At 69.2% G+C, this 25,560-nt stretch carries 24 protein-coding genes and 1 pseudogene; 14 read left to right on the top strand and 11 right to left on the bottom strand.

The window, feature by feature from the left end; all coding sequences use genetic code 11:
• The first annotated feature begins 153 nt into the window (after window positions 1–153).
• On the top strand, window positions 154–1,578 hold the full coding sequence (locus tag AC1DZV_RS19695; RefSeq protein WP_476951918.1) for an MFS transporter: 1,425 nt from the start codon (window positions 154–156) through the stop codon (window positions 1,576–1,578).
• Between the two features lie 39 nt (window positions 1,579–1,617).
• Here AC1DZV_RS19695 and AC1DZV_RS19690 read toward each other — a convergent pair whose 3' ends face one another.
• Complete coding sequence (locus tag AC1DZV_RS19690; protein WP_476951880.1) at window positions 1,618–2,334, bottom strand: IclR family transcriptional regulator; 717 nt, start codon at window positions 2,332–2,334, stop codon at window positions 1,618–1,620.
• Window positions 2,335–2,531: 197 nt separating this feature from the next.
• On the opposite strand from AC1DZV_RS19690, the gene AC1DZV_RS19685 reads away from it, so the two are divergent.
• The 3 genes from AC1DZV_RS19685 to AC1DZV_RS19675 all read left to right on the top strand — a co-directional run bounded on the left by AC1DZV_RS19685 (window position 2,532) and on the right by AC1DZV_RS19675 (window position 6,091).
• On the top strand, window positions 2,532–3,068 hold the full coding sequence (locus AC1DZV_RS19685; RefSeq protein ID WP_476951879.1) for a flavin reductase family protein: 537 nt from the start codon (window positions 2,532–2,534) through the stop codon (window positions 3,066–3,068).
• Between the two features lie 51 nt (window positions 3,069–3,119).
• On the top strand, window positions 3,120–4,574 hold the full coding sequence (hpaB, locus tag AC1DZV_RS19680; protein ID WP_476951878.1) for a 4-hydroxyphenylacetate 3-monooxygenase, oxygenase component: 1,455 nt from the start codon (window positions 3,120–3,122) through the stop codon (window positions 4,572–4,574).
• Between the two features lie 161 nt (window positions 4,575–4,735).
• Entirely contained in the window at window positions 4,736–6,091 is a 1,356-nt protein-coding gene (locus tag AC1DZV_RS19675; protein WP_476945347.1) for an MFS transporter, read from the top strand.
• Between the two features lie 139 nt (window positions 6,092–6,230).
• On the opposite strand, the gene AC1DZV_RS19670 is transcribed toward AC1DZV_RS19675, so the two are convergent.
• The 5 genes from AC1DZV_RS19670 to AC1DZV_RS19650 all read right to left on the bottom strand — a co-directional run bounded on the left by AC1DZV_RS19670 (window position 6,231) and on the right by AC1DZV_RS19650 (window position 11,043).
• Window positions 6,231–7,058, bottom strand: a complete 828-nt coding sequence (locus tag AC1DZV_RS19670; protein ID WP_476954408.1) for an alpha/beta fold hydrolase — start codon at window positions 7,056–7,058, stop codon at window positions 6,231–6,233.
• A gap of 4 nt (window positions 7,059–7,062) precedes the next feature.
• The gene (locus AC1DZV_RS19665; protein WP_018775751.1) at window positions 7,063–7,392 is read right to left on the bottom strand and encodes a biotin/lipoyl-containing protein; all 330 of its coding nucleotides are present in this window, start codon (window positions 7,390–7,392) and stop codon (window positions 7,063–7,065) included.
• Window positions 7,385–8,479, bottom strand: coding sequence for an alpha-ketoacid dehydrogenase subunit beta (locus AC1DZV_RS19660; RefSeq protein ID WP_476954407.1), 1,095 nt, complete (start codon window positions 8,477–8,479; stop codon window positions 7,385–7,387). Before AC1DZV_RS19660 ends, AC1DZV_RS19665 begins: the two co-directional genes overlap by 8 nt.
• Window positions 8,472–9,509: a thiamine pyrophosphate-dependent enzyme gene (locus tag AC1DZV_RS19655; protein WP_476954406.1), complete on the bottom strand. Its 1,038-nt coding sequence runs from the start codon at window positions 9,507–9,509 to the stop codon at window positions 8,472–8,474. The genes AC1DZV_RS19660 and AC1DZV_RS19655 overlap by 8 nt, the downstream gene beginning before the upstream one ends.
• Window positions 9,510–9,615: 106 nt before the next feature.
• Window positions 9,616–11,043, bottom strand: coding sequence for an amino acid permease (locus AC1DZV_RS19650; protein ID WP_476943380.1), 1,428 nt, complete (start codon window positions 11,041–11,043; stop codon window positions 9,616–9,618).
• A gap of 183 nt (window positions 11,044–11,226) precedes the next feature.
• Here AC1DZV_RS19650 and AC1DZV_RS19645 point away from each other — a divergent pair, with 183 nt between their 5' ends.
• The gene (locus tag AC1DZV_RS19645; RefSeq protein ID WP_028277521.1) at window positions 11,227–11,703 is read left to right on the top strand and encodes an Lrp/AsnC family transcriptional regulator; all 477 of its coding nucleotides are present in this window, start codon (window positions 11,227–11,229) and stop codon (window positions 11,701–11,703) included.
• Here the strand turns inward: AC1DZV_RS19645 and AC1DZV_RS19640 are convergent.
• Window positions 11,700–12,389: a maleylpyruvate isomerase N-terminal domain-containing protein gene (locus AC1DZV_RS19640; protein WP_476954405.1), complete on the bottom strand. Its 690-nt coding sequence runs from the start codon at window positions 12,387–12,389 to the stop codon at window positions 11,700–11,702. The two genes, AC1DZV_RS19645 and AC1DZV_RS19640, sit on opposite strands and share 4 nt — an antisense overlap.
• A 372-nt stretch (window positions 12,390–12,761) precedes the next feature.
• Here AC1DZV_RS19640 and AC1DZV_RS19635 point away from each other — a divergent pair, with 372 nt between their 5' ends.
• Genes AC1DZV_RS19635 through AC1DZV_RS19615 form a run of 5 tightly spaced genes read left to right on the top strand, consistent with a single transcriptional unit; the run spans window position 12,762 to window position 18,652 of the window.
• Window positions 12,762–13,346, top strand: coding sequence for an NUDIX hydrolase (locus AC1DZV_RS19635; protein WP_476951875.1), 585 nt, complete (start codon window positions 12,762–12,764; stop codon window positions 13,344–13,346).
• Entirely contained in the window at window positions 13,343–14,650 is a 1,308-nt protein-coding gene (gene nadA / locus AC1DZV_RS19630) for a quinolinate synthase NadA (protein WP_476954404.1), read from the top strand. The genes AC1DZV_RS19635 and nadA overlap by 4 nt, the downstream gene beginning before the upstream one ends.
• Window positions 14,647–16,527 (top strand): L-aspartate oxidase, encoded by a 1,881-nt coding sequence (locus AC1DZV_RS19625; RefSeq protein WP_476954403.1) that lies wholly within the window; start codon window positions 14,647–14,649, stop codon window positions 16,525–16,527. Before nadA ends, AC1DZV_RS19625 begins: the two co-directional genes overlap by 4 nt.
• A 35-nt stretch (window positions 16,528–16,562) precedes the next feature.
• Window positions 16,563–17,489 (top strand): carboxylating nicotinate-nucleotide diphosphorylase, encoded by a 927-nt coding sequence (nadC, locus tag AC1DZV_RS19620; RefSeq protein ID WP_476954426.1) that lies wholly within the window; start codon window positions 16,563–16,565, stop codon window positions 17,487–17,489.
• 8 nt (window positions 17,490–17,497) lie between these two features.
• A complete protein-coding gene (locus tag AC1DZV_RS19615) occupies window positions 17,498–18,652 on the top strand; it encodes a cysteine desulfurase family protein (RefSeq protein ID WP_476954402.1) in 1,155 nt (384 codons plus the stop codon).
• Between the two features lie 83 nt (window positions 18,653–18,735).
• On the opposite strand, the gene AC1DZV_RS19610 is transcribed toward AC1DZV_RS19615, so the two are convergent.
• Window positions 18,736–19,221, bottom strand: a complete 486-nt coding sequence (locus AC1DZV_RS19610) for a GtrA family protein (protein WP_028277527.1) — start codon at window positions 19,219–19,221, stop codon at window positions 18,736–18,738.
• Window positions 19,222–19,225: 4 nt separating this feature from the next.
• Window positions 19,226–19,900 carry a DUF1684 domain-containing protein gene (locus tag AC1DZV_RS19605; RefSeq protein ID WP_079554377.1) on the bottom strand — a complete coding sequence of 225 codons (675 nt, stop codon included), beginning with the start codon at window positions 19,898–19,900 and terminating at the stop codon, window positions 19,226–19,228.
• Window positions 19,901–20,025: 125 nt separating this feature from the next.
• Here AC1DZV_RS19605 and AC1DZV_RS19600 point away from each other — a divergent pair.
• The 3 genes and pseudogenes from AC1DZV_RS19600 to AC1DZV_RS19590 all read left to right on the top strand — a co-directional run bounded on the left by AC1DZV_RS19600 (window position 20,026) and on the right by AC1DZV_RS19590 (window position 23,217).
• Window positions 20,026–21,467 (top strand): annotated as a pseudogene (locus AC1DZV_RS19600) (M20/M25/M40 family metallo-hydrolase).
• A gap of 30 nt (window positions 21,468–21,497) precedes the next feature.
• Window positions 21,498–22,328: a hypothetical protein gene (locus AC1DZV_RS19595; protein ID WP_476954401.1), complete on the top strand. Its 831-nt coding sequence runs from the start codon at window positions 21,498–21,500 to the stop codon at window positions 22,326–22,328.
• 85 nt (window positions 22,329–22,413) lie between these two features.
• The gene (locus AC1DZV_RS19590; RefSeq protein ID WP_476951868.1) at window positions 22,414–23,217 is read left to right on the top strand and encodes a transglutaminase-like domain-containing protein; all 804 of its coding nucleotides are present in this window, start codon (window positions 22,414–22,416) and stop codon (window positions 23,215–23,217) included.
• Between the two features lie 42 nt (window positions 23,218–23,259).
• On the opposite strand, the gene AC1DZV_RS19585 is transcribed toward AC1DZV_RS19590, so the two are convergent.
• Together AC1DZV_RS19585 and AC1DZV_RS19580 are read right to left on the bottom strand one after the other, a co-directional pair.
• The gene (locus tag AC1DZV_RS19585; protein WP_476954400.1) at window positions 23,260–23,721 is read right to left on the bottom strand and encodes a MarR family winged helix-turn-helix transcriptional regulator; all 462 of its coding nucleotides are present in this window, start codon (window positions 23,719–23,721) and stop codon (window positions 23,260–23,262) included.
• Window positions 23,721–24,845, bottom strand: coding sequence for an LLM class flavin-dependent oxidoreductase (locus AC1DZV_RS19580; RefSeq protein ID WP_476951867.1), 1,125 nt, complete (start codon window positions 24,843–24,845; stop codon window positions 23,721–23,723). Before AC1DZV_RS19580 ends, AC1DZV_RS19585 begins: the two co-directional genes overlap by 1 nt.
• Window positions 24,846–25,075: 230 nt before the next feature.
• Between AC1DZV_RS19580 and AC1DZV_RS19575 the strand changes: the two genes are divergently transcribed.
• The coding region (locus AC1DZV_RS19575) for a M28 family peptidase (protein WP_476954399.1) at window positions 25,076–25,560 on the top strand (485 nt) is incomplete at its 3' end.

The raw sequence follows: 25,560 nt of genomic DNA, 5'->3' as shown, positions 1-25,560 counted from the left end.
GGCCCACTCCGGGTCCCGTCCCGGGCACTGGTCCCAGGGCCGGCGCCCCGGGATCGGGTATCATTGGTCTGTTACCGGGTCGCGCGCATCGGGAGGAGGGACGATGCGCAGTATTTAGCGAACCCGGAAACCATGAACCCTTCACCGACGTCTTTGGTGTCTACTCTTGACGCCCCACTGCCGCCGACCTACGCGCAGCCGGCCCCCGCAATTTCGACCGACGCTCTGCCTGCCCCGGCGCCCGCAAAGGGCGGCCGCTACGCGCAGCTGCCGTTGCTCGCCGGCCGCAGCTTCATCCCCCTCGGGCTCTTCGCCCGCCTGCCGCTTGCCATGCTGACAGTCGGCGCCCTGACACTCGTCACCGCCGTCACAGGCTCGTACGCCGTGGGCGGCGCCGCGGCCGGCGCCGTCGGCATCGGTTCCGCACTCGGTGCCCCCGTCCTCGGCGTCCTCGCTGACCGGCTCGGCCAGCGCGGCGTCCTGCTCGTATCCGCCATCGCCAACACCGTGGCCATCGTTGCCCTGATCCTCACGGCCTACCTCATCCCCGGGGTCCACGACCTTGCCGCGGCGGTGCCCGTGCTGGCCGCGGCCTTCGTGGCCGGGGTGAGCTGCCCGCAGGTCGGTCCGCTGGCCCGCGTCCGCTGGATGGCGCTGACGTCCCGGGCGTCCGGCTCCGGAACCCGTGCGGCCGGAAACTCCGCCGACCTGGACACCGCCCTTTCCTATGAGAGCACCGCGGACGAGCTCACCTTCGTGCTCGGCCCCGCACTCGTCGGAATCCTCGCCAGCCTGCTCGCGCCGTGGCTGCCGCTGGCCCTCGCCGCGGCACTGACCGTGGTCCTCGTACCCGCCTTCGCCGTCCACCCCACGCACCTTGCGGTGGTCCGCACAACGAAGCGCCGGCCCGCCGGTCCGGCCGCAGGACACGCGGCCGGCCCGGCGCCCACAACGGCGGGGGACAACCACAGGGAAACCCGCACGGCAGCCCAGCGCGTCAAAACCTTCGCCGCCGTCGCCCTCCCCGTGCTGGCGATGGTGTGCATGGGCACGTTCTTCGGCTCCACCCAGACAGCGCTGAGCTCTTTCTCCGCCAGCTTCGCCACCTCCGAACTCGCGGGCCTGCTCTACGCCGTCATGGGACTGAGCTCCGCCGCGGCCGCCCTCTCGGTCGCGTACTGGCCCCGGCGCTTCACGGTGAACAGCCGCTGGATTGCCTGCGCGGCCCTCATGGCCGGCTTCGCATCACTGCTGTTGCTGCCCTCGACGGCGCTGCCCATGGTCCTTGTGCTGCTGGTCCTGGGCCTGCCCGTTGGTCCGCTCATGGTCACTGTCTTCGCGATCGGCGGCCTCGTGGCCCCGGCCGGAAAGCTCGGCACGGTCATGACGGCCCTGGCCAGTGGCATTGTGGCCGGCACCGCGCTCGGATCCTCCATCGCCGGACAGCTGGCGCAGAACTTGGGGTATTCGACGGCCTTCCTGGTTCCGGTGTGCGCCGCCACGGCGCTGTTCCTGCTCGGAACAGCGGCCGCCGTCGTACTGCGGCAGCGCGGGAAGATGACGGCCGCGGCCGCATAGACCCCGATGGGACAGCGCCGCTGCGGGGCGGGGACGGGCTCAGCCCAGCTGTGCCTCGATGCGACCCGCCGCCTCGGTCAGGGCCGCGGCGACCTCGTCCGGATCCTGCGCGGCGCGGATATAGACGACGGCGAGGGCGGCCGGACGCCCGCCCGGCACACGCAGCGGCACCGCAATCGAGGACACACCGGGGATCACTTCGTCATGGCTGGCGGCATAGCCGCGGTGCCGGGCCTCGGCCGCCTCGGACCGGTACGGGATGCCCGGGACCAGGGCCCGCCACTCCTGCTCCGGGAAGGCTGACTGGATCGCAATGCCCGGCGCTCCTGCGCTGATGGGGTGCCGCGACCCCGGGTGCTGCACCACCGCGGCGCCGCTGTGCCGCGGATCCACGGTCACCAGCGTCACGCACTCCTCGCGGTCCCAGACCGCCACGAAGGCGCTCATGGTCAGGGTGTTGGCCAGCAGGGTCAGTTCCGGCAGCGCCGCCGACTGCAGGTTCCGGGAGACCCCGCGGGCCAGGACCGCGAGGCCCGGACCGGGCTGGACCCGGCCGCCGTCGTCCCGCACCAGCAGCGAGTGGTCCTCGAGCGTGCGCAGGATCCGGTAGGCCACGGAGCGGTGGACGCCCAAGGCGTCGGCGAGTTCGGCAATGGTCAGCGGCTGCTGGGCCTCGGCGAGGATCTCCAGGGCCCTGATACCGCGGGACAGCGTCTGGGACGGGGAAGCCTGGGCGGTGCCGGCATTCGGGGTCATGGGGTCCATCCTAGGTGCGGGGTTACTGGACGCCGGGCTCGCCGGGCTACCCTTGTGTTCCGGCTCATGGTCAGCTAGCGTTCTATATGGGAACTGTTTGTTCGATTATAGAACACAATACAGAACCCGACTAGAGAACACGGCTGATCCAACGCACCCACACCACGGTCGGGAAACGCAACGAACGCAAGGGATCAATGATGATTGCCACGCCGCGCGGCCACGCCGGGGGCCCCCAGGGCCCCCTGTCGGCACCGCGGGCCAACCACTTCCGGGGCAGCCTCGGCAGGTTTGCCACCGGCGTCGCGATCGTGACCTTCGACGGGGCCACGAAACGCCACGGCATCACCGTGAACTCCTTCACCTCGGTCTCGATGGACCCTCCGCTGGTGCTGGTGAGCATCGCCCGCACGGCCAGGGCCCACGACGAGCTCGCCGGCCGGCCCTTCACCGTGAACATCCTTGGCGCCGAGCAGCGGTACCTGGCCATGCACTTCGCCGGCAGGCCCGGCCCCGAGCCGCTGTGGGTGGAGGGGAAGACCGCGCCGCGGCTGTCCAATGTCCTCGCCTATTTCGAATGCAAGCCCTGGGCGGCGTACGACGGCGGCGACCACACCCTGTACATCGGCGAGGTAGTGGACTTCAACTACCGCAACGGCGATGCGCTGGCGTTCGCCAACAGCACCTTCACCACCATCCCGGAAAGCCAGCTGGGCATGGAGGATTTGCTCTAGCGCCACATTCCTTCCCGGCCATTCAGCTCAACGACGACTGGAGGACGACCAATGGGTATCCGCACCGGACGGCAGTACCTGGACAAGCTCAATGCCATGACCCCGCATGTGGTGATCGACGGCGAGGTGGTCAGCGAGAAGATCGCCGAGCACCCGGCCTTCCGCAATGTGGCCCGCTCCTACGGCAGGCTCTTCGACATGCAGCACGATCCGCAGTACCAGGAGGCGCTCACTTACGCCTCACCCAGCACCGGGGACCTGGTCAGTGCCTCCTTCCTGGTGCCGAAGACCGTCGAGGACCTCCAGCGGCGGCGCCGCGCCATCTCCACCTGGGCCGAGTCCTCCAACGGCTTCCTTGGCCGCTCCGGGGACTACATGAACTCCGCGCTGACCGCGCTGGGCACGGCGGGGAAGTGGTTCGCGCAGGCGGATCCGAAGTTCGGCGAGAACATCCGCAACTACTACGAGTGGGCCCGGGAAAACGACGTGCTCGCCACCCACACCCTCATCCCGCCGCAGGTCAACCGGTCCGTTTCCGGTTCGGAGCAGCTCGGCGGCCAGCTCTCGGCCCGGATCGTGGAGGAGCGCGGGGACGGGATCGTCATCCAGGGCGCGCGCATGCTCGCCACCATCGCCCCGATCGCCGACGAACTGCTCGTGTTTCCGTCCACGGTCCTGCGGGGCACCCCGGAGGACGCCCCCTACTCGTACGCGTTCGCCATCCCCAACGACGCCCCTGGCCTGCGCTACCTCTGCCGCACCTCGCTGTACAACGGCGGCAGCACCCACGACGAGCCGCTGGCCTCCCGCTATGAGGAAATGGACGCCGTCGCGGTTTTTGACCACGTCTTCGTGCCCAACGAGCGCATCTTCATGCTGGGCCACCCGCAGCTGTGCAACAGTTTCTACACCGAGACCGGGGCCGGCGCGCTCATGACCCACCAGGTGGTCACCCGCACGATCGCCAAGAGCGAGTTCTACCTGGGCCTGGCATCGGAACTGGCCGAATCGATCGGCATCGACGGATTCCAGCACATCCAGGAGGACATCGCAGAGCTGATTATCGACGTCGAAATCGGCAAGGCTCTGGTCCGCGCGTCCGAGGCCGACGCCGGACTCAACGACGCCGGCGTCATGCTGCCGAAGTGGTCCACCTTGAACGCCGCCCGCAACTGGTACCCGAAGATCGCCCAGCGCTTCCCGCAGATCATCCGGAAGTTCTCGGCGTCGGGCCTCATGGCCCTGCCGGGGGAGGCGGACGTCAACAGCGAGGCCCGGGAGGACATCGAGCTGTACCTGCAGGGCAAGACCCTGACCGGCCCGGAGCGGGTCCGGCTGTTCAAACTGGCCTTCGATGCCTCGATCTCCGGGTTCTCCGGACGGCAGTCGCTCTACGAGTACTTCTTCTTCGGAGACCCCGTCCGCATGGCTGGCGCCCTGGTCAACACCTACGACCGCGGGCCGGTCCGGGCCAGGGTCCGCGAGCTGCTCAACCGCACCGACTGACCCGCGGAAGACACTTTCCGGGAATGTGTGTGCCTTATCACATCTTTCATAGTAGTATTCAGGATACTAACTGACCGTTCGATCAGTAATTAACGAGGCATCAGTTATCCACTTCGGCACCCACCCCGGGCAGTACCTCTGCCCCCAGCAACGGAGTTCCAATGACCGTAACTTCATCCGTAGATTCTGAGGCGGGTCCCAGCAGCAAACATGAGGAACGCAAGGTCCTCGCCGGGACCCTGGTCGGCACCACCATCGAGTGGTACGACTTCTTCATTTTTGCCCAGCTGACAGCAACGCTGCTCTCGCCGTTGTTCCTCGCCCCGCTGAACGACTCCAACCCGGGCCTGGCGCAGATCCTGTCCTTCGCCCTGATCGGCATCAGCTTCCTCTTCCGCCCGCTCGGCGCGATCGTCGCCGGCCACCTGGGCGACCGCCTCGGCCGCAAGGCCATGCTGGTCTTCACCCTGATCATGATGGGCGCCGCCACGGCCCTGATCGGCATGCTGCCCACCTACGCGCAGATCGGCGTCTGGGCCCCGATCCTCCTGATCCTGCTCCGCGTCATCCAGGGCTTCTCCGCCGGTGGTGAATGGGGCGGCGCTGCCCTGATGGCCGTGGAGCACGCTCCGAAGAGCAAGCGCGGCCTGTTCGGCGCCTACCCGCAGATCGGCGTCCCGGTCGGCATGATCCTCGCGACCGGCCTGCTGTACTTCCTCAACACCTCCATGTCCAAGGAAGACTTCGCGTCCTGGGGCTGGCGTGTGCCGTTCCTGCTCTCCATCGTGCTGATCATCGTCGGCTACCTGATCCGCCGGGCTGTCGCCGAGAGCCCCGTCTTCAAGGAGATGCAGGACCGCAAGGAAGAAAGCAAGGCGCCCCTGGGCGAGCTGCTCCGCAAGCACAAGAAGGCCGTCCTCTACTCGACGATGATCTTCATCGGCAACAACGCCGCCGGCTACCTGCTGATTGCCTTCTTCATCTCCTACGCCACCAAGACGCTGAAGATGCCCACCCCGCAGATCCTGCTCGCCACGACGCTGGCCTCCTTCGGCTGGCTGATCTTCACCCTGGTCGGCGGCTGGCTCTCGGACAAGATCGGCCGCGTCAAGACCTTCCTGATCGGCTACGGCATTGTCTTTGCCTGGATGATCCCGATGTTCGCCCTGATCGACACCAAGAACATCCTGCTCTACGGCGTCGCGCTGTTCGTCCTCACGGTCGGCCTGGGCCTGTCCTACGGCCCCATGTCCGCCATGTACGCCGAGATGTTCCCGCCGGAGGTGCGCTACTCGGGCATCTCGATCGGCTACGCCTTCGGTGCGATCCTCGGCGGCGCGTTCGCGGCCACCATCGCGGAAGTCCTCCTGCAGGGCACCCACTGGACCGGCTCCATCGGCATCTACATCATGATCCTCTGCGTCATCTCCGCCGTCGGCGTCCTGCTGACCGGTGAAACGAAGGGCCGCCCGCTCGGCGTCGCGCACCACGCGCCGGCCGAAGCCGCAAAGCACTAGCAACCAGGCAAGCACGAGGGGCGCGGACCGCAAGGTCCGTGCCCCTCTGGGTTAAAGAGCAACGCGGGTTCACTGCGCGCCCATCCAGATCATTCGGATGGGCCGTAAGTGACCCCGCGTTGCTTTTTGTACGGTGGGTTTAGACGCCCAGGAAGCTGATGGCGCCCTGCTTGAAGGCGCGGCTGGTGATGGCATTGGTGTGGTTGCGGCCCGGCAGCACGAGCTGTTCGACCAGGCCGCCGGCCTTGGCGCCCAGGGCGGCGAGCTCCGGCATGGTGGCGGCCCGGTCGTCGTTTTCCCCCGCCACGAGGAGCATCGGCATGTGGGGGACCGCTTCGGCGGGGTTGTACGGCTCGGTCTTGATTGCCTCGACCAGGGACAGCAGCGCGAAGATGTTGTTGCTGGGCAGCAGCATGGCCATCTTCAGCAGCCCGGCGGTCGACTCGTCCGCGATCGGCGTGCCGTCGGCCAGGTACCGCTGCGCGGCGATCAGGTCGAAGTCCGCCAGGGGGTCGGCGACGTTCGGGCCGCCCAGGACCAGCCGGTGCACCAGCTCGTGCTGTGTGGCCCCGAACTCCCAGGCGAGGCGGGACCCCAGCGAATAGCCGATCACGTCGAGCCCGCTGGACGGGTCCCCGTCGCGCAGCGGCCGCGCGCCGGCGTCGAACACTATCTGCAGCAGGTCCGCGCGGATCCGGCTGGGGGAGTAGGAGTCCATGTCCTCCGGGGCGCCGCTGCGGCCGTGGCCGGGCAGGTCCACGGTGATGACGCGCCGGCCGGCTTCCAGGAGCGCAGTGAGCCAGCCGCTGTCTTCCCAGTTGAGCTTGGAGGAGGAGGAGAAGCCGTGCAGCAGCAGGACGGGACGGAGCCCGGCGTCGTTCTGGGGCTCATGCACCTGCACGTACAGCTGGGGGTCGGTGCCCTCAACGGTGTGCGAATGCTGCTCGCCGGTGTGTCTGCCGCTCATGCTCTCAGTCCTCATCAAGTACGGCGCTCAGGCGGACCCGGCGCTTCGGTGCCTCTTCCTTCGGGACCGTGCCCACGATGCCGGCGGTGTTGTCCGGCACCTCAAACACAATCAGGGGCTCGCCGACATTGATCTTGTCGCCGGGCCCGCCGTAGATACGCACTACCTTACCTGCCTGCGGGCTGGGCAATTCAACGGCCGACTTGGTGGTTTCGACCTCCACGAGCGGCTGGTTGCGTTCCACCTGCTCGCCCGGGGAAACCAGCCATTCCAGCACGGTGGCCTCGATCAGGCCCTCGCCGAGATCCGGGAGCGGGAAGGAAATTTCAGCCACGTTTGTACTCCAATACTCGCTGGATGCCGAAGAGGATCCGGTCAATGTTCGGGATGTATTCATCTTCCAGGTCGCCCGAGGGGTACGGGACGTCGAAGCCGGTAATGCGCTCCACCGGCGCCCTGAGGGTGTCGAAGCAGCTTTGCGTGATCAGCTGCGCCACTTCGGCGCCGAGGCCGGAGGTCAGCGGCGCCTCGTGGACGACGACGGCGCGGCGCGTCTTGCGCACGGAGGCGGCGAGGGCCTCGGCGTCGATCGGCTTGAGCCAGCGCAGGTCCAGGACCTCGATGTCGATCCCGTCCTCGGCCGCGAGCTCCGCCACCTGCAGGCAGCGGGCCACCATGGCGCCCCAGGCGACCAGGGTGAGGTGGCGGCCTTCGCGCATCACCTTGGCGCCGGTGGGGGAGCCGCCATCTGCGTCGTGCCTGGCGGTGTCCACCTCACCCTTCTGCCAGTACCGCGACTTCGGCTCCATGAAGATCACCGGGTCCGGCCGCGTGGCGGCGTACTTGAGCAGGTGGTAGGCCTCATGCGGGTTCGACGGCGAGACCACCTTCAGGCCCGGTACGTGGGCGAAGAGCGCCTCCAGGCTTTCGCCGTGGTGTTCGGGGGCGCGGATGCCGCCGAAGCTGGGCACCCGCAGGGTGATGGGCATCGGCATGGTGCCCCGGCTGCGGTAGTTCATCCGGGCGATCTGGCAGACGATCTGGTTGATGGCCGGATACGCGAAGCCGTCGAACTGGACCTCGGGAATGGGGTGGAACCCGGCCATCGCGAGGCCCACGGACATGCCCAGGATGCCGGATTCCGCCAGCGGGGTGTCAAAGACGCGCTGCGCGCCGTGCCTGGCCTGCAGCCCGTCGGTGATGCGGAAGACGCCGCCGAGCCGGCCGCAGTCCTCGCCGAAGACGACGGCTTTGGGGTTCTCCGCGAGGACCTCGTCGAGGGCGCGGTTGAGTGCCTGCTGCATCGACATCACCGTGGTGGCGGGCTCGCTTACGGCCGGGTTGGTGACAGTGTCGTCGCCGGTGTTGTCGGCAGTGCTCTCGCCGCTGGCGCTTTCGCTTTCGAGTATCGAGTTAGACATGTTCGGACTCCTCGCGCCAGTTGGCGGCCTGGGCCTGCAGGGCAGGGGTGGTTTCCTGGAAGACCAGGTCAAACATTTCGGTGCCGGGCCGGGAGCCCAGGGCCTGGATGCCGGTACGGATCTGCTCCTCTTCGGCCTTGGCCGCGGCCAGCGCCTCGGCGAAGAACGCCTCGTCGGCGATTCCATCGGCCAGCAGCCTTTGCCGGAGCCGCTCGAGCGGGTCGGTGCCTGCGCCGTCGCGTTCCTCGTCGAGGGAGCGGTAGCGGCCCGGATCATCGGACGTGGAGTGCGGGCCGCGGCGGTAGGTCATGGCCTCGATGAGCACCGGGCCGTTGCCGGAACGGGCATGCGCGAAGGCGCGGCGGGTCGCTTCGAGGACCGCGACGACGTCGTCGCCGTCGATCTTCAGCGCCGGCATGCCGTAACCCGCGGCGCGGGCCGCGACGGAGCCGCCGGCCACCTGCCGTTCGGTGGGGACCGAGATGGCCCAGCCGTTGTTCTGGACGAAGAACACCACGGGCGCCTTCATCACGGCGGCGAAGTTCATCGCCTCGTGCACGTCGCCCTGCGATGAGGCGCCGTCGCCGAAGTAGGTCAGGGCGACGCCGTCCTTTTTGTCCAGCGTCTGGCCGTGGGCCCAGCCGACGGCGTGCAGGACGGAGCCGGCGACGACCGCCTGGATCGGGGCCAGCCGGGATTCCATCGGGTTGTACAGGCCGCCGTGCCACGTGGCCTTGTGGGTGGACATGTAGGCCACCATGTCCAGGCCCATGGTCCGGGCAACGCCCATTTCGCGGTAGGTGGGGAAGACGAAGTCCCGGGTGGTGTCCACGGCGTAGCCACTGCCCACCTGGGCCGCTTCCTGGCCGAGTTCGGGGGCGTAGCCGGGGATGATGCCCTGCCGCTGCCAGGCGATGGCCGAGGTGTCGAGGTGCCGGACGGCCACCATGAGCGAATAGAGCTCGCGGAGTTCATCGGCTGTGAGCGGCCCGGCAGCGCKGCCGGAAGCCACGGGGAGAAGTGTGTCCATGCCTGTGACCCTAGTCACCGGCGGCGGGGTGGGCAATCAGCCTAGGCTGGGGTGCCCAGACTGCACACTTATGCCGCCCCGAGCGCCGGTGAGCTTGGCAATTTGTCTAGCGGCTGGGCTGTTCCGCCTGGTCGGCTTTCGCGCCGGCGGCGGCGTTGCGGTTCCGGGTGATCCGGGCGCCGGTCCAGCACGCCACCGCGATGCCGGCCACCAGTACCAGGGTGCTGACCAGCTGCTTGCTGCTCTCCGGGCTGCTGAAGCCGACGGCGAAGATCAGAGCCAGGAGCACGAGCCCGAAGATCGTCAGCCCCGGGAAGCCCTTCATCCGCAGCGGCAGCGCAGTGCCGTCGCGGTCAGCCCGGCGGCGCAGGATCAGCTGGGACACCAGGGCCGAGCCCCACACCACGAGGCAGGTGGAACCGACCAGCTGGAACAGCGCCGGCAGGATCTGGTCCGGGAAGAGCAGTTCGAGAACGGCGGCCAGGAAGCCGAAGGCCACGGAGACGCTCACCGCCACGACCGGGACCCGGGCCGTGTTGAGCTTGGAGAGGAACTTGGGGGCTTCGCCGCGCTCAGAGAGCGAGTACACCATGCGGGACGCGCCGTAGAGGTTGGCGTTCAGGGCGGAGAGCAGCGCGATGACGGCGACCAGGGTGATCGCGGCGCCGGCGCCGGGGATCCGGGCGACGTCGAGGACGCCGGCGAAGGGGGACTTCAGGGCCGCGGAGGTCGAGGGAAGGACGGCCGCGATGACGAATACCGAGCCGATGTAGAACACGAGGATCCGCCAGACGACGGTGCGGATCGCCTGGGCGACGCTGCGCTCCGGGTTTTCCGTCTCGGCCGCGGCCACGCTGACAATCTCGGTGCCGCCGAAGGCGAAGATGACGACGAAGAGTGCGGTTGCGATGCCGCCCAGGCCGGCCGGGGCGAAGCCGGACGTGAAGTTGCTGAGGCCAGGGGACGGGACGTCCGGCAGCAAGCCCAGCAGCAGGGCCCCGCCGATGGCCAGGAATATCACGATGGCAGCCACCTTGAGGATGGCGAACCAGAATTCGAACTCGCCGAAATTCTTCACGCCCGCCAGGTTGATGGCGGTGAACAGGGCCATGAAGATCAGGGAGAGTGCCCAGACGGGGATCACCGGCCACACCGTGAACAGGAGCCCGGCCGCACCGAGGGCCTCGGCCGCGATGACCACCACGAGCTGGAGCCACCAGAGCCAGCCGACGGTGGCGCCCGCGGTCTTGCCCATGGCCTTTTGCGTGTACACGGAGAAGGCGCCGCTGTTGGGATTGGCCGCGGCCATCTCCCCGAGCGCCCACATCACCAGGATGATCAGGGTTCCTGCGACGAGGTAGGAGATCAGCACGGCCGGTCCCGCCGCCTGGATTCCTGCCCCCGAGCCGAGGAACAGGCCGGCGCCGATCGCGCTGCCCAGTCCCATCATTGTCAGCTGGCGTGGTTTCATGCTGTGCCCCAGGCTCGGGGCGGGAACCGCGGTGGGTAGCGTCGCGGTGGACTTCATCGTCATGGCGAACCTTCGTGTGGTTTGGATCTTTTCGTCCTTATGGGACCTATTGAATTTACCGGATTTGGGACCTGCCCCCGGCCGCCGGGGCGCCTCCGCCGTGAGAGCATGGTGGCAGTTTGCTAACTGAATTGGGGCATCGGTGGCTGTTTGTCCGGCCCGGTCCCGCTTGGGAAGGAAGAATCAGTGGACGTTGATCCGCTTGATGCAAAGATTGTCCGATTTTTCACGGATTCCCCCCGGGCCTCGGTCCTGGAGGCCTCCCGTGTACTGAAGGTTGCCCGCGCCACGGTGCAGTCGCGCCTGGACCGGATGCAGGACGCCGGCGTGATTGGCTCATGGGTGCCCCAGCCCGATCCGGCGCACTTCGGCTACCCCGTCGTGGCTTTCTGCTCCCTCACGATCAACCAGGACCTCGGGCACGACGCCGTCGTGGAGGCCCTGGCGCGGATCCCCGAGCTGATCGAGATCCATACCGTCTCCGGGAGCTCGGACCTCATGGCCCGGATAGCCGCCCGCTCCAATTCGGACCTCCAGCGCGTCCTCGATGCCATGATCGCCACCAGATCGGTCCTGCGCTCGTCCTCCGTGATCGTGCTCAATACGCACTTCCAGGGCCGCACCCTGCCGCTGCTGGAAGCCGCGGCCGCCGGCACGGGCTAGAGGACACTCAGGTTTTCGGGCAGGCCGGTCCGGCCGGTGAGCAAGAGCAGCAAATCACCGGCGGACGGCAGCCGGGAGCCGATGGCTCCGGCGAGCTCCAGGGAGGCCGCGACCGCCGGGGCCAAGGCGGCGGGCGGCGGCAGGCCCAGGGCGCGCGCCAGATCCAGGGTGTGCACGGCCAGCTCGAAGGTCCGGGTCGGCAGGTAGTCGATGAGCGTCATTACTCCGGCAGGGGTGGCCACCAGGGCATCGTCCGGCGTGTTCCTGACGAGGGCCGTGACGCGTTGGACAAGCTCCCGCACGGCAGCTGCAGGGTCCTCGCCCAGCGCCTCCCCGGTTTCCCTGCCTCGCTGCGCAATCGCGGCGGGCGAGGTGGCGCCCCGGACGGCCAGGAAGTATTCCACTGGACCCGGCACCCGCGCCCCGGCGGCCGGGGTGGCGAGGTAGGTTTCCACGGTTGTCAGGGCGCGGCTCGTGTGGCCGGTCAGCGCCCGGACATCCCATTCGCCCAGTGCCGGCCGCGCCCACGCCTGGTGCGGTACCTGCCCGGCGAGCTCCATGAATGCCTGGGCCGCTCCCGCGTATCGGGCCCTGACCGCCTCTGAGTCCCTACCCTTTGAGTCCCTACCCTCCGGGTCCATAACTTCTCCGTCCATAGCCTCCGGGCCCATGTCTTCTCCGTCCATAGCCCCGATTGTTACCGTTGCCGGCTCCCGCGGACAAGCCCGGACCGAACCCCGGCAGCGCCGGCGCCGCGGCCGTTTCCGCAAATGTGCCCGCCCATGTGACCTGAAACATTTTGCGCCCTGCCGTCTCGGCCGTATCATTAGTTCTAGTCAATTTGACTATAACTAATCCGGCGGTCGGGCCGGATCCGGCCGGGCAGTCCACCGCTGGACCCGCCCGGGACCTCAGAGGGCGGGTGAACCACCGTTTACACCACAGCAGCCAACGTCTCGGAGCGCCAGACCGCGCCGCCGTCGCTGGCCATCTCCACGGTGATCTTTGCGCTGCGCCCCAGCGAGAGGTCCGGACGGCCCACACTGTGGATTCCGCTGGTGCGCCGGATCCGCGAGCCGTTCAAGGGCCTGTGGGCCCTGCCGGGCGGCCCGCTCACGCACTCCGAGTCACTCCAGGACGCCGCCTCGCGGAACCTGCGCGAGACCACCGGCCTGGCCCCGAACTACCTCGAACAGCTCTACGCCTTTGGCGGGCTGCACCGCTCGCCCACCCAGCGCGTCGTCTCGATCGTGTACTGGGCACTCGTCCAGCCCACGGAGGCCGCGCTGGCCGACGAATCGGAGAACGTGCGCTGGTTCCGCGCCGACAGGCTGGACGAGCTGGCCTTCGACCACAACTCGATCGTCGACTACGCGCTGTGGCGTCTGCGCAACAAGATGGCCTACGGATCCATCGCCTACCACCTGCTGGGCGAGTACTTCACCCTCGCCCAGGTCCGGGAGGTCTACGAGGCCGTCCTGGACCGCGAACTCGATCCCGCCAACTTCCGCCGGCAGGTCAAGGCCACACCGGAAATCGAAGAAACCGACCATTATCTGCAGGGCGGCAAGCACCGCCCGCCCCGCCTCTACCGCTTCACCGGCCGCCCAGGCCTCGACCCAGACAACAGGAGCACACCATGAGCAGCGTCAACACGGCAATCCAGCTGATCACGCGCGAGCAGGCCACCACCATGGCACAGGGCGCGGCCGCCTCCACCTGCAGCCCCGCGCTGGCCCGCGGGCCCTGGGACTACGACCTCGCCGAGGCCCTCGCCGGAGTGCCCGCCTACGGGCCGGGAGCCTCCTCCGCCGACGTCGCACCGGCCTCCACTCCCCGGCAGGGCCAGCTCCCGGAAGAATACAAGCTCGCTTCCGACGCCGAACTCGACGCCCGGATCCGCGCCGCCAAAGCGGCACTGGGGGACCGCGCCGTCGTGCTGGGGCACTTCTACCAGCGCGACGAAGTGATCGAATACGCCGACTTCGTGGGCGATTCGTTCCAGCTCGCCAACGCCGCCCTTACCCGGCCCGACGCGGAGGCCATCGTCTTCTGCGGCGTGCACTTCATGGCCGAGACGGCGGACATCCTGTCCCGCCCCGACCAGGCCGTGATCCTGCCCAACCTGGCCGCGGGCTGCTCCATGGCCGACATGGCGGACATCGACTCGGTCACCGAGTGCTGGGAACAGCTTGAGGAGGTCTTCGGCACCGAGCCCGACGCCGAGGGCCGGGTCCCGGTCATTCCCGTCACCTACATGAACTCCTCCGCCGCCCTCAAGGGCTTCTGCGGCGAGCGCGGCGGGATCGTCTGCACCTCCTCGAACGCCGCGACGGTGCTGGAATGGGCCTTCGAACGCGGCCAGCGCGTGCTGTTCTTCCCCGACCAGCACCTGGGCCGCAACACCGCCAAGGCCATGGGGGTGCCGCTGGAGCAGATGCCGATGTGGAACCCGCGCAGGGACCTCGGCGGCAACGACGAACAGGCCCTGCTCGATTCCCGGGTAATCCTCTGGCACGGCTTCTGCTCGGTCCACAAGCGCTTCAACGTGGGCCAGATCGAAAAGGCCCGCGCCGAGTTCCCCGGCGTGCAGGTGATCGTGCACCCGGAATGCCCCATGGAGGTGGTGGATGCCGCCGATTCCGCCGGGTCAACCGACTTCATCAAGAAGGCCATCGCCGCGGCCACGGAACCCACCACGTTCGCGATCGGCACCGAAATCAACATGGTGAACCGGCTCGCCGCGGAATACCCGCAGCACACCATCTTCTGCCTGGACCCGGTGATCTGCCCCTGCTCCACGATGTACCGCATCCACCCCGGCTACCTCGCCTGGGTCCTGGAAGCGCTGGTCCGCGGCGAGGTGCTGAACCGCATCACCGTGGACGAAGACGTGGCCGCCCCGGCCAAGGTGGCCCTGGAGCGCATGCTGGCGGCGCGGCCGTGACCAGGCGGCTCGTGATCGTCGGCAGCGGGATTGCGGGGCTCTACGCCGCGCTGCTCGCCACCGACGACGCCGCCACCGGCGGCCGTGACATCGAGGTGGTCCTCCTGAGCAAGGGGACGCTGGAGCAAAGCAACACGTTCTACGCCCAGGGCGGCATCTCGGCCGTGCTGGCCCCGGAGGATGCCGCCCCCGGGGACTCCGTGGCAGCGCACATCGCGGACACGCTCGCCGCCGGTGCCGGGCTCAACGACCCCGAGGCAGTCCGGGTCCTGTGTACAGAGGCCGTCCGGGACATCGCTGGCCTGGGCCGCTACGGCGTGCATTTCGACGCAGCTCCCGGCGGCGGACCGGCCCTGGGCCTGGAAGCGGCACACTCGGCGCCGCGCATCCTGCACGCCGGCGGGGACGCGACGGGCGCCTGCATCGCCCGCGGGCTCGTCGCCGCCGTCCTCGAACGCGCCGTCCTGGACCGCGCCGGCCACGGCCGGCTCCGGGTGGAGACCAGCGCGTTCGTTACCGGGCTCCTGACCGGACCGGACGACCTGGCTGAAGCGCTGCCGGACGAACTGTCACAGCCCGGCAGCACGCCCCCGACGCCGGCCCGGGTCACCGGAGTGGCCTACCTGGCCGCCGGACGGCCCCAGTCGCTGGCCGCCGACGCCGTCCTGCTCACCACCGGCGGGGCGGGTCGGCTCTTTGCCCGCACCAGCAACCCCGCCGTCGCCACCGCCGACGGCCTGGCCCTGGCCTGGCGTGCCGGCGCCGCGGTGCGGGACCTCGAGTTCTTCCAGTTCCACCCCACCACCCTTGCCGCCGAGGAGATTCCAGGCGGGCCGCCGGCCCTGCTCATCTCCGAAGCGGTCCGTGGCGAGGGCGCGGTGCTGCTGGACTCCGCGGGATACCGCTTCATGCCCGACTACCACCCCGACGCCGAACTGGCCCCCCGCGACGTCGTCTCCCGCAGCATCGCCCTGCACCTGGCCGCCACCGGGGCCGCGCCGGACAGCCCGGTCTACCTGGACGCCCGCGGCATCGAGGCAGAGCGGGGCGCGGGCTTCCTGGCCCGGCGGTTCCCAACCATCACGGCGGCCACCCTCGCCGCCGGCTACGACTGGACCACAGAAACGGTCCCCGTCTCCCCGGCAGCGCACTACTGGATGGGCGGCGTGTGCACCGACCTGCGGGGCCGCACGTCCGTTCCCGGCCTGTACGCCGCCGGCGAGGTCGCCCGCACCGGGGCGCAGGGGGCAAACCGGCTGGCGAGCAACTCGCTGCTGGAGGGCCTCGTGTTTGGCCGCCGTGCGGTCGAGGACTTCCTGCACGCACCCGTACCGGACACGGCCTGGCTCTCGCCGGCACGCGAGGATGTCCATCCCGGCAGCCATGTCCGGCCCGCGGCAGCCGTTACCCCAAAGACAGGCGCCACCGGTGCCGCCGAAGGTCCATTCAGCCGCGCCGCCCTGGGAAAGCTCATGACAGCGGCTGCGGGAGTCACCCGCACGGGCGCCGACCTCGACGCCGCAGCGACCCAGCTGGCGCAGTGGTCCGCCGACTTTGAAGCCGTCGATCTTGAAGCGGCTGACGTCGAAGCCGGCGACTTTGAATCAGGAGTCCGCGCCGGGCACAGTGTCTGGCACAGTGTCTGGCGCAGCCAGAGTGCCCACGAGGACCGGAACCTGCTGCTGGCTGCGGAACTCCTCGTGGCCGCGGCAAGGAAGCGTACCCACTCGGTCGGCGCCCACTACCGGGCAGACAGCACGGCCGGCGCCGTGCACTCCGCGGTGCTGGTTGGCCCCGCACGCTCCACATCGACGGCCGGTATGTCCGGCCCCCGGCATGCCTCCGCATCTCGTCCCAAGCAAAGGATTTCCTCGTGACCACCACTGCCCACGCAACCGCCGCCCCGGAAACCCTGCCCTCCCGCGCCGCGGCGCTCGCCGGGAGCCTGCCCGGGGCCGCCGTCCTGGCAGTCCTTCGCACGGCGCTGCAGGAGGACGCCCCGTCCGGGGACATCACCTCGCAGGTGCTCATCCCCGCGCAGGCGCGGGCGACGGCGGTGCTCAATGCGCGCGTTCCCGGCGTGCTGAGCGGAGGGGAGGTCTTCGCTGCGGCGATGAAGCTGACCGACCCGGGCGCCGTCGTCGAACTGCTGGTCAACGACGGCGAGGCCTTCGCCGCCGGAACCGCCCTGGCCCGCGTGACCGGGAACGCCCGCGCCGTGCTGCTGGCCGAACGCGTCGCCCTGAACCTGGTCCAGCGGATGTGCGCCATCGCCACCAAAACGGCCGAGTTCGTGGCGCTCGTGGCCGGCACCGGGGCCCGGATCACCGATACCCGCAAGACGACGCCGGGGCTGCGGGTGCTCGAACGCTACGCCGTGCGGTGCGGCGGCGGCGCCAACCACCGCTTCAGCCTCTCCGACGCAGTCCTGGCCAAGGACAACCACTTGGCCGTTCTCACCGGCGGCGATCCGGCGAAGCTGACCGCAGTGTTGCGCGGCGCCAAGGCCCAGCTCGGCCACACGACACACTTCGAGGTGGAGGTGGACACCATGGAGCAGATCGAGCCCGTCCTTGCCGCCGGGGTGGACACCATCATGCTGGACAACTTCTCCCTGGCCGAGCTCGCGGCCGGCGTCGGGCTGGTGGGCGGCCGGGCCCGCGTCGAGGCCAGCGGCAACGTCAACCTCGCCACCGTGGCGGACATCGCGGCCACCGGGGTGGACGTCATCTCGATCGGCGCCCTGACACACAGTGTCACGGCCCTGGACCTCGGCCTGGACATCGAGCTTGACGTCGAGCCGGCCGTCGACTCCGGCGACGGTCCGGCGGCCGGCTGAGGCGCACCATGATCTTCCTCGACGCCGCAGCCACCACCCCGGTCCGCCGCGAGGTGCTGGAGGCCATGTGGCCGTACCTCACGGGCGAATTCGGCAACCCGTCAAGCCATCACTCCCTGGGTGAGGCGGCTGCCGCGGCGCTCGCGGGGGCCCGCGCCGCAACCGCCAAGGCCCTCGGCTGCCGCCCCGGGGAAGTCGTCTTCACCTCCGGCGGCACGGAAGCGGACAACCTCGCCGTCAAGGGCATCGCCCTTGCCCGGCGCGCCGCCGATCCGCGGCTGGACCGGGTGGCGATCAGCGCCGTCGAGCATCCTGCGGTGGAAGAATCCGCCCGGTACCTCGAACGGGTCCACGGCTTCGCCGTCGACGTGATCCCCGTGGACCGCTTCGGGCAGGTGAGCGAAGAGGCCCTCGCCGCCGTGCTGCAGCCCGGCACGGCCCTGGTCAGCATCATGTACGCCAACAACGAGGTCGGCACGGTCCAGCCCATCGCCCGGCTCGCGGCGCTGGCCCGGGCGCACGGAGTCCCGTTCCACACCGACGCCGTCCAGGCCGCCGGCTGGCTGCCGCTGGACACCGGCGCACTGGGCGTGGACGCGCTGAGTATTTCCGGCCACAAGCTGGGCGCGCCCAAGGGCAGCGGTGCGCTGTTTGTGCGCGGCCGGGTCCGGCTTGAACCGCTGGTCCACGGCGGCGGGCAGGAGCGGGGCCGCCGGTCGGGCACGGAAAACGTCGCCGGCGCCGTGGCGCTGGCGACGGCCCTGGCACTGCCGCGGGAACCGGCCGGGCGCGTCGCTGCCCTCCGCGACGGGTTCATTGACGCCGTGCTGGCCGGTGTTCCCGGCGCGCTGCTCACCGGCCACCCCACCGAGCGGCTGCCCTCGGTGGCCTCCTTCTGCTTCCCGGGCACGAGCGGCGAGTCCGTGCTGCTGGAGCTCGAACGCCAGGGCATCATCTGCTCCAGCGGTTCCGCGTGTGCCGCCGGCTCGGATGCGCCCTCAACCGTGCTGCTGGCCCTGGGCATCGGGCCCGAGATCGCCCAGACGGCGGTGCGGTTCAGCTTCGACTCGACCGTGACGGCAGCGCAGTTGCAGGAGGCGGCGGCCGCGGTCCGCACCGCCGTCGCCGGCGTCCGCTCCCTCGGCACCCCCTCCACCGGTTGAGCTGTGACTACATGTCCCTATCGGGCCGCCTCCATGGCGGCTTGAACTGCTAGCTCAACCCGGGGTGGGGGCCGTGGGCGACGTCAGCGGTGGCGGGCGCGGCGGAAGATCCAGTGCCGCAGCATCGTGAACCGCACGGCGGTGGCGGCGAAACCGGAGAGGGTGGTGGTCCACAGCTCCTCGGCCACGGTGGCGTCCGGGTTGACCCAGTGCAGGACGGCGAGGCTGCCGCCGGTGATCAGCAGCGCGACGAGGATTACGATCAGGCCGTTGAGGTGGTCGCGCTTCATCCGGCGGCGTTCGGTGATCTTGAACGTCAGGCGCCGGTTGAGGGCGGTATTCATGAACGACGTCAGGATCAGGGCCGCCGCGTTGGCCGGCTGTGCCCCAAGCCAGGGCCGGGAGAGGGCGTACAGGGCCAGGGAGGTCAGGGTGCAGACAATGCCGACGCCGGTGAACCGGATGAGCTGCCGGACCACGGGGTAACGGAGGACTCCACGGTACCGGCGGGTCTTCGGCCCGAGGACGACGGCGGGGGCAGGGTCAAGCTGTTCGAGCTGGGACTCCATCCGCTCAGTACAGCTCGCCCACGGGGATGTCCACGGCCAGCCGGTTTGCCGGGCCAGCCAGCGGACATGCCCACGCCTCGTTGTAGGCGCACGAGGGGTTGTAGGCGAAATTGAAGTCCAGGATGAATTCGGCGTCGGGCCCGGAGCCCCGCACGCCGTGGAAAGCTCCCTTGATGGTGTCCAGGAGGTAGCGTCCGGCGCCGTAGCTGCCGCCGGGCTGGCCGGCGGTGGCGTCACGGAACGGCACGAAGATGCCCCCGCCGTAGCCCCTGAGCTTCCAGACCGCGAGCTGTCCCATCTCGGGCAGGTCGAAGGTGCCCAGCCGCACAAACCGGACCAGGCCGTCGGTCCCGGTCTCTACGTTCATCTCCCGCCCGGCGCCCTCGGGGGTCAGCGGGACGTGGAAACGATAGATCGGATCGTAGTCTGCCGTCTTCAGGCCGCCGAAGGTGGCCTTGGCCTCGGCCGTCAGCGCGGACGCCGGGTGGGTGCCGAACATGCGGTCCCGCTCCTGGCGCCAGTAGGAATGCGCCTCGGCCGGGCTGTCCGCGGCAATCTTCCGCGTGGTGGCGTAAAGGGCAAAGGTCCGCAGCCGCCAGTCCGCGATATCGAGGGCCGACATGCCTGCCACGTCGCCCAGATCCCCAAAGTGCGTTCCGTCAATGCTCTGTTCGGCCATGCCCCCAGCGTATCCGCTTTCCCGAGGCCGAAATTTGTGCGTCGAATTGTGCCCCGGATTCCGGGGCCGGACCCGCGCGCCGAATAGCCCGTTCCGGCGGACTCTCCGGCCGTAGACTTTCGCGCATGCGCAACCCCCTGCAGAACGCTGCCGCCGGCAATACCCTCAAGAGCCCCGGCGGAACACCGGGCGGCCCCGGACACCCGCCGGGCGCCGGGCGCGCGGCGGCGTCGCTGGCGGAGCTCGTGACGTACCGGACCGTGTCCAGCCGGGCCGAGGGGTCCTCCGCGGCCGGGGCCGGGGTGGAAACAGCCGAGTTCGAGGCCTTCATCGCGGCGCTGCCCCGGTTGTATCCGGCGGTCCATGCTGCCCTGGAACTGGAGCGGGTCAACGGCCACGCCCTCCTGTACCGCTGGCCCGGCGCCGCACCAGCGGAGGACCCGGCGGCCGCGCACCGGGCATCGGTGCTGATGGCACACTACGACGTCGTCCCGGCAGACGACCCGGGGGAGTGGACACACCCGCCGTTCTCCGGCCACAACGACGGCACGTTCCTCTGGGGCCGCGGGACGCTCGATGACAAGGGCCAGCTCGTGGCCATCCTGGAAGCGGCCGAGAGCCTGCTGCTGGCGGGTATGCGCCCGCGCACGACCTCTACTTCTCGTTCGGCAACAACGAGGAGACGGCCGGCAACAGCGCGGCGGCCGCCGCCGACCTGCTGGCCGGCCGCGGCGTGGCGCCCTGGCTCGTCCTGGACGAGGGCGGTGCCGTCGCGGGCGGCGCCTTCCCGGGGGTGAGCCGGCCGGCCGCCGTCGTCGGCGTGGCCGAAAAGGGAATCCTGGATGTGGAGCTGCTGACCCGGGACCCGGGCGGACACGCCTCCACGCCGCCGCGGATGGGGGCGACAGCGCGGCTGGCCCGCGCCATCACCCGGATCGAGCGCAGCCCGTTCCCGCAGTCGCTGCCGGAGGTGACCGCCGAGATGCTGCGCCGCTTCGGCCCGCACACCCCGCCACCGCTGCGGGCCGTGTTCGCGAACGTGGCACTGCTCCGGCCGCCGATCACCTGGCTCTTCGGCCGGCTCGGCAGCGAGACCAACGCCATGACCCGAACCACCGTCGCCATCACCACGCTCGAAGGCAGCTCCGGGGCCAACGTCCTCGCCGCCAGGGCGAAGGCCAACGCCAACATCAGGGTGGCGGTGGGGGAGAGGGTCGATGGCACCATGGCACTGCTGCGGAAAATCATCCGCGACCCGAAAGTCGGGCTGCGCGTCGTGGAGGGCAACGACCCGTCTCCGGTGTCGCCGTCCTCGGGGGCCCAGTGGGACCTGCTGGCGGACTGCATCGGGCAGGTCTTCCCCGAGGCGATCATCACCCCCTACATCATGATGGGCGGCACCGACTCGCGCCGTTTCACCGGGATCTGCGGTGCCGTGTACCGCTTCGCGCCCTTCTTCATGGACGTCCGGGCCCGCGGCTCGATCCACGCCGTTGACGAAAAGGTCGGGCTGGAGACGCTGGAGCAGGGGGTCCGGTTCTACGAAACACTGATGCGGGAGCTCTGAGTCATGCGGCGCCCCGGCTACGCTGGCACCATGACTGGGACGGCCCCTTCTTCAGCAGGCACCGCAGGAATCCGGGGCGCTGTGCTGCGCACCGGCGCGGCGCTCGCGGTCGCGGTGGCAGCCCTTTCGGGCTGCAGCAGCGACGGCAAGGGGACGCCGGTCTGGACCGCGGGCAGCAGCGCGGCGGACAGTGCGAGTGCCGGTGCGAGTGAGAGTGCGACGCCGTCAGCCACCACTAGTGCCGCCGCCTCGGCCAGCGCTTCCCCCACCCCGGGCTCGAGCGCAGCGGCCTGGAAGGTCTTTACCGACCCGGCAAAGTCCGTCAGTTTTGAGGTGCCGCAGGACTGGATTGTCCAGTCCGTAGCTCCCGACGCCGGTGCTCTGCCCGGGGCGCTGAAGATCACCGTCAAGGACGCCGGCGGCGCCTACCTGGCCACCTTGCAGACCGGCCTGCCCCCGCAGCCGGCCGCTGCCTGCCCGGACGACGCCGCCCGCAACTACGTCGTGGTCAGCAGCGTGCCGGTTGACCTGCCGCACGCCGGCGGCGGGGGAACCATTGACCCGCACGTGGTGTTCCGGGTGATCCAGGGCTACAAGTACTTCGGCTCCTACGGCATCACCAACGTGGTGGGCGGCGCCGGCGGCAAGAGCTGCGCGTTGCAGAACCTGGTCCGTGGCCCGGCCGGCAAGGGGGACTATTCGTTTGGGGACCTGACAGTGCTCAAGGCGTTGGCGCCGGACCAGAAGGTTGCCCCCGCCAAGGCGTTCGACACTCTCGACCAGGCGGCCAAGTACGTCAACGAGGGGTCCGAATTCGCGAACGTCCAGCGGATGCTAATGTCTCTGAAGATCAAAAACTAGTCCCGCCCGCCCCGCACATCCCCGGGCCGTTGACGGCGGCTTCTCCTGCACCCACCTCAATCCCACATCCCGGAGACAGAGATACATGGAACGCGCCGTAGCCGCCCGCCTGGCCTTCAAGACCGTTGCCGAAACCAAGGTGGCTCTCGCCGTGGCCGTGGCCCGGAACGCCGGCTACGACTCGATTGACGAATCGCTCAGGGTGACCGCGGGAGGCGGGGACGTGCCGCTGACCGAGCTCTCGGACCATCACGGCGGCCGCTTCCACTACATGGAATTCGCCGAACCCACCGACGTCCTGGTTGAGTATTCGGCCACCGTCACCGGCTTCGCGCTGCCCGAGGAACCCGGGCTCATGGAACTGATCCGCTATGTCCGGCCCAGCCGCTACGCGGAATCGGACCGGCTGTTGCCCACCGCCTACGCCGAATTCGGCGGGCTCCAGGGCGAGGAGCTGCTCCACGCCGTCCGGGACTGGGTTTTCAACGAGCTGCGCTACGTCAGCGGATCCTCGCGGGGGACCGACGGCGCGGTCGAAACACTGCTGCACCGCCGCGGCGTCTGCCGGGACTTTGCCCACCTCGCCATTGCCCTGCTGCGTTCCAAGAACGTCCCGGCCCGGCTGGCCGCCGTCTACGCCCCGGGACTGACCCCGATGGACTTCCACGCCGTGGCCGAGGCGCACATCAACGGCGCCTGGCACGTCATCGACCCCACGGGGCTGGCGCCACGGGAGAGCATGCTGCGGATCACGGCAGGACGCGATTCCTCGGACACCGCCTTCCTGTCCACCGTGGGCGGCAGCCTGTCCCTGAAGGAACTCAGCGTCACCGCCGTCGTCGATAACCTGCCGCAGGAAGACCCGGCGCAGCTCGTCTTGATCCACTAGGCAGCGCACGGCCGGGCGGCCTCAGGTCACGGCCGCACGGTCTTAGCGCACGGTGACAGCGGCGCGGAGCTTCTCGGTCAGCCGCAGCAGCTCCTGCTGTTCGGCGGCGGAGAGGGCCGGGCCCACGAGGGCGGCGATGTCGCGCACGTGTTCCCGGCCGATCTGCTTCTGCAGGTCCCGTCCGGCATCGGTGAGCCGGATGAGGATCCCGCGGCCGTCCTCCGGGGCCGGAGTCCGTTCAACGAGCCCACGCTTTTCGAGCCGCTCCACCAGTCGGCTCAGGCTGGACTGGCTCAGCAGCACGTTGTCGTTGAGCTCGTTCAGGCGCAGCCACCCGGAGGGGCAGCGGGAGAGCGTAAACAGGACGTCGTACTCATTGAGCGCCAGGGCTTTGAATGCCGGCGCCGCCTGCAGCTTGCGCATCACCGCCACCTGGGCCCGGAACAGGGATTCCCAGGTTTCCGCGGCCAGGCGTACCGGCGATTCGGTAGTCTTGGCGGGCATCAGGAGCCCTGAATGGTGGTCTCCGCCGCGGCGGCGTCGACGGTGCCCGCTGCCAGCGCGGCGGCAACCCGGCCGGCGTGCGTCGGCGGTTCGGGAACGTGTGCCGGCTTGAGCGCGGCATATTCCTTGCGCAGCACCGGCAGTACCTCCTCGCCGAACAGGTCCAGCTGTTCCAGGACGGTCTTCAGCGGCAGGCCGGCGTGGTCGATCAGGAAGAGCTGGCGCTGGTAGTCGCCGAAGTACTCCCTGAACGTCAGGGTCTTTTCGATCACTTCCTGCGGGCTGCCGACGGTCAACGGGGTCTGGGACGTGAAGTCTTCCAGCGAGGGGCCGTGGCCGTAGACCGGGGCGTTGTCGAAGTAGGGACGGAACTCCTTGACGGCGTCCTGGGAGTTCTTCCGCATGAAGAACTGGCCGCCGAGGCCCACGATCGCCTGGTCTGCCTTGCCGTGGCCGTAGTGCTCGTAGCGTTCGCGGTAGAGGCCGATCAGCTGCTGGTAGTGCTCCTTGGGCCAGAAGATGTTGTTGGCGAAGAAGCCGTCACCGTAGTACGCCGCCACTTCGGCGATCTGTGGCGTGCGGATCGAGCCGTGCCACACGAAGGGGGCGACGCCGTCCAGCGGGCGGGGGGTGGAGGTGAAGTTCTGCAACGGGGTGCGGTGCTTGCCGGACCAGTTGACGGTGTCCTCGTCCCAGAGGCGGCGCAGCAGGGAGTAGTTCTCGATCGCGAGTTCGATCCCGTCCTGGATGTTCTTGCCGAACCAGGGGTAGACCGGGGCGGTGTTGCCGCGGCCCAGGACCAGGTCCACGCGTCCGTCCGCGAGGTGCTGGAGCATGGCGAAATCCTCGGCGATCTTCACCGGGTCATTCGTGGTGATCAGCGTGGTGGCCGTGGACAGGATGATGCGCTCCGTCTGGGCGGCGATGTAGGCCAGGGTGGTGGTGGGGGAGGAGGAGAAGAAGGGCCGGTTGTGGTGCTCGCCGATGGCGTAGACATCCATACCGATTTCCTCTACCTTTTTGGCGATCGCCACGGACGCCTTGATGCGTTCGTGCTCCGTCGGGGTGCGGCCCGTGGTGGGGTCGGTGGTGATATCGCTGACGCTGAATACGCCGATCTGCATGATGTGCCTTTCCGTGGCCGGAGACTTCCGGGAGCTGTTCCTACTATAACCGATTTACATGCATTTGCATCTATCGACCGGTACAACGCCCTCCACGGCCAAATATTCCCCCGGCTGTGCGGGGGCGGGCCGGAGGCCACCACAATGAGGGACGGGAGCCGTTGCCACCCGGGCAAAGTCTTCCTCTGGAACGGTCTGGGCGTTATCTTCGGGGGATGGAGGATGTCCACATGATGAAAAGGCCCGGAACGGCTGCGGCCGCAGCCATCTTGCTCGCAATCAGTCTTGTGCTCTCTGGCTGCACTGCCTCGCGGCTGAATCCTGCCGGTGGTGTGGATCCGAGGGCGTTGCTGGCGGAGTTCAGCGGCCGGGGCATGGTGGGCCATCTGGAGGCGTTGCAGCGGATTGCTGATGACAATGGTGGCAACCGGGCCTCGGGGACCTCCGGGTATGAGGCGTCCGCGCGCTATGTCGAGGAGCAGCTGCGTGCCGCGGGGTACACCCCGGTCCGGCAGACCTTCAGCTTCCGCGGCGAGGGCAGGAACCGCAAGCAGGTGGAGAGCTTCAACATCCTGGCCGACACCGCAGGGGACGCCGGGAACACGGTGGTGGTGGGCGGGCACCTGGACTCCGTGCGGGAGGGGCCCGGGATCAACGACAACGGCAGCGGGGTCGCGGCGGTCCTGGAGACCGCGCGGTGGATGAAGGACGCCGG

It is taken from the genome of Arthrobacter sp. P1_D12 (assembly GCF_056406175.1).
The sequence above is the reverse complement of the archived record's forward strand: the minus strand, read 5'-3'. Positions and strand labels throughout refer to the sequence as shown.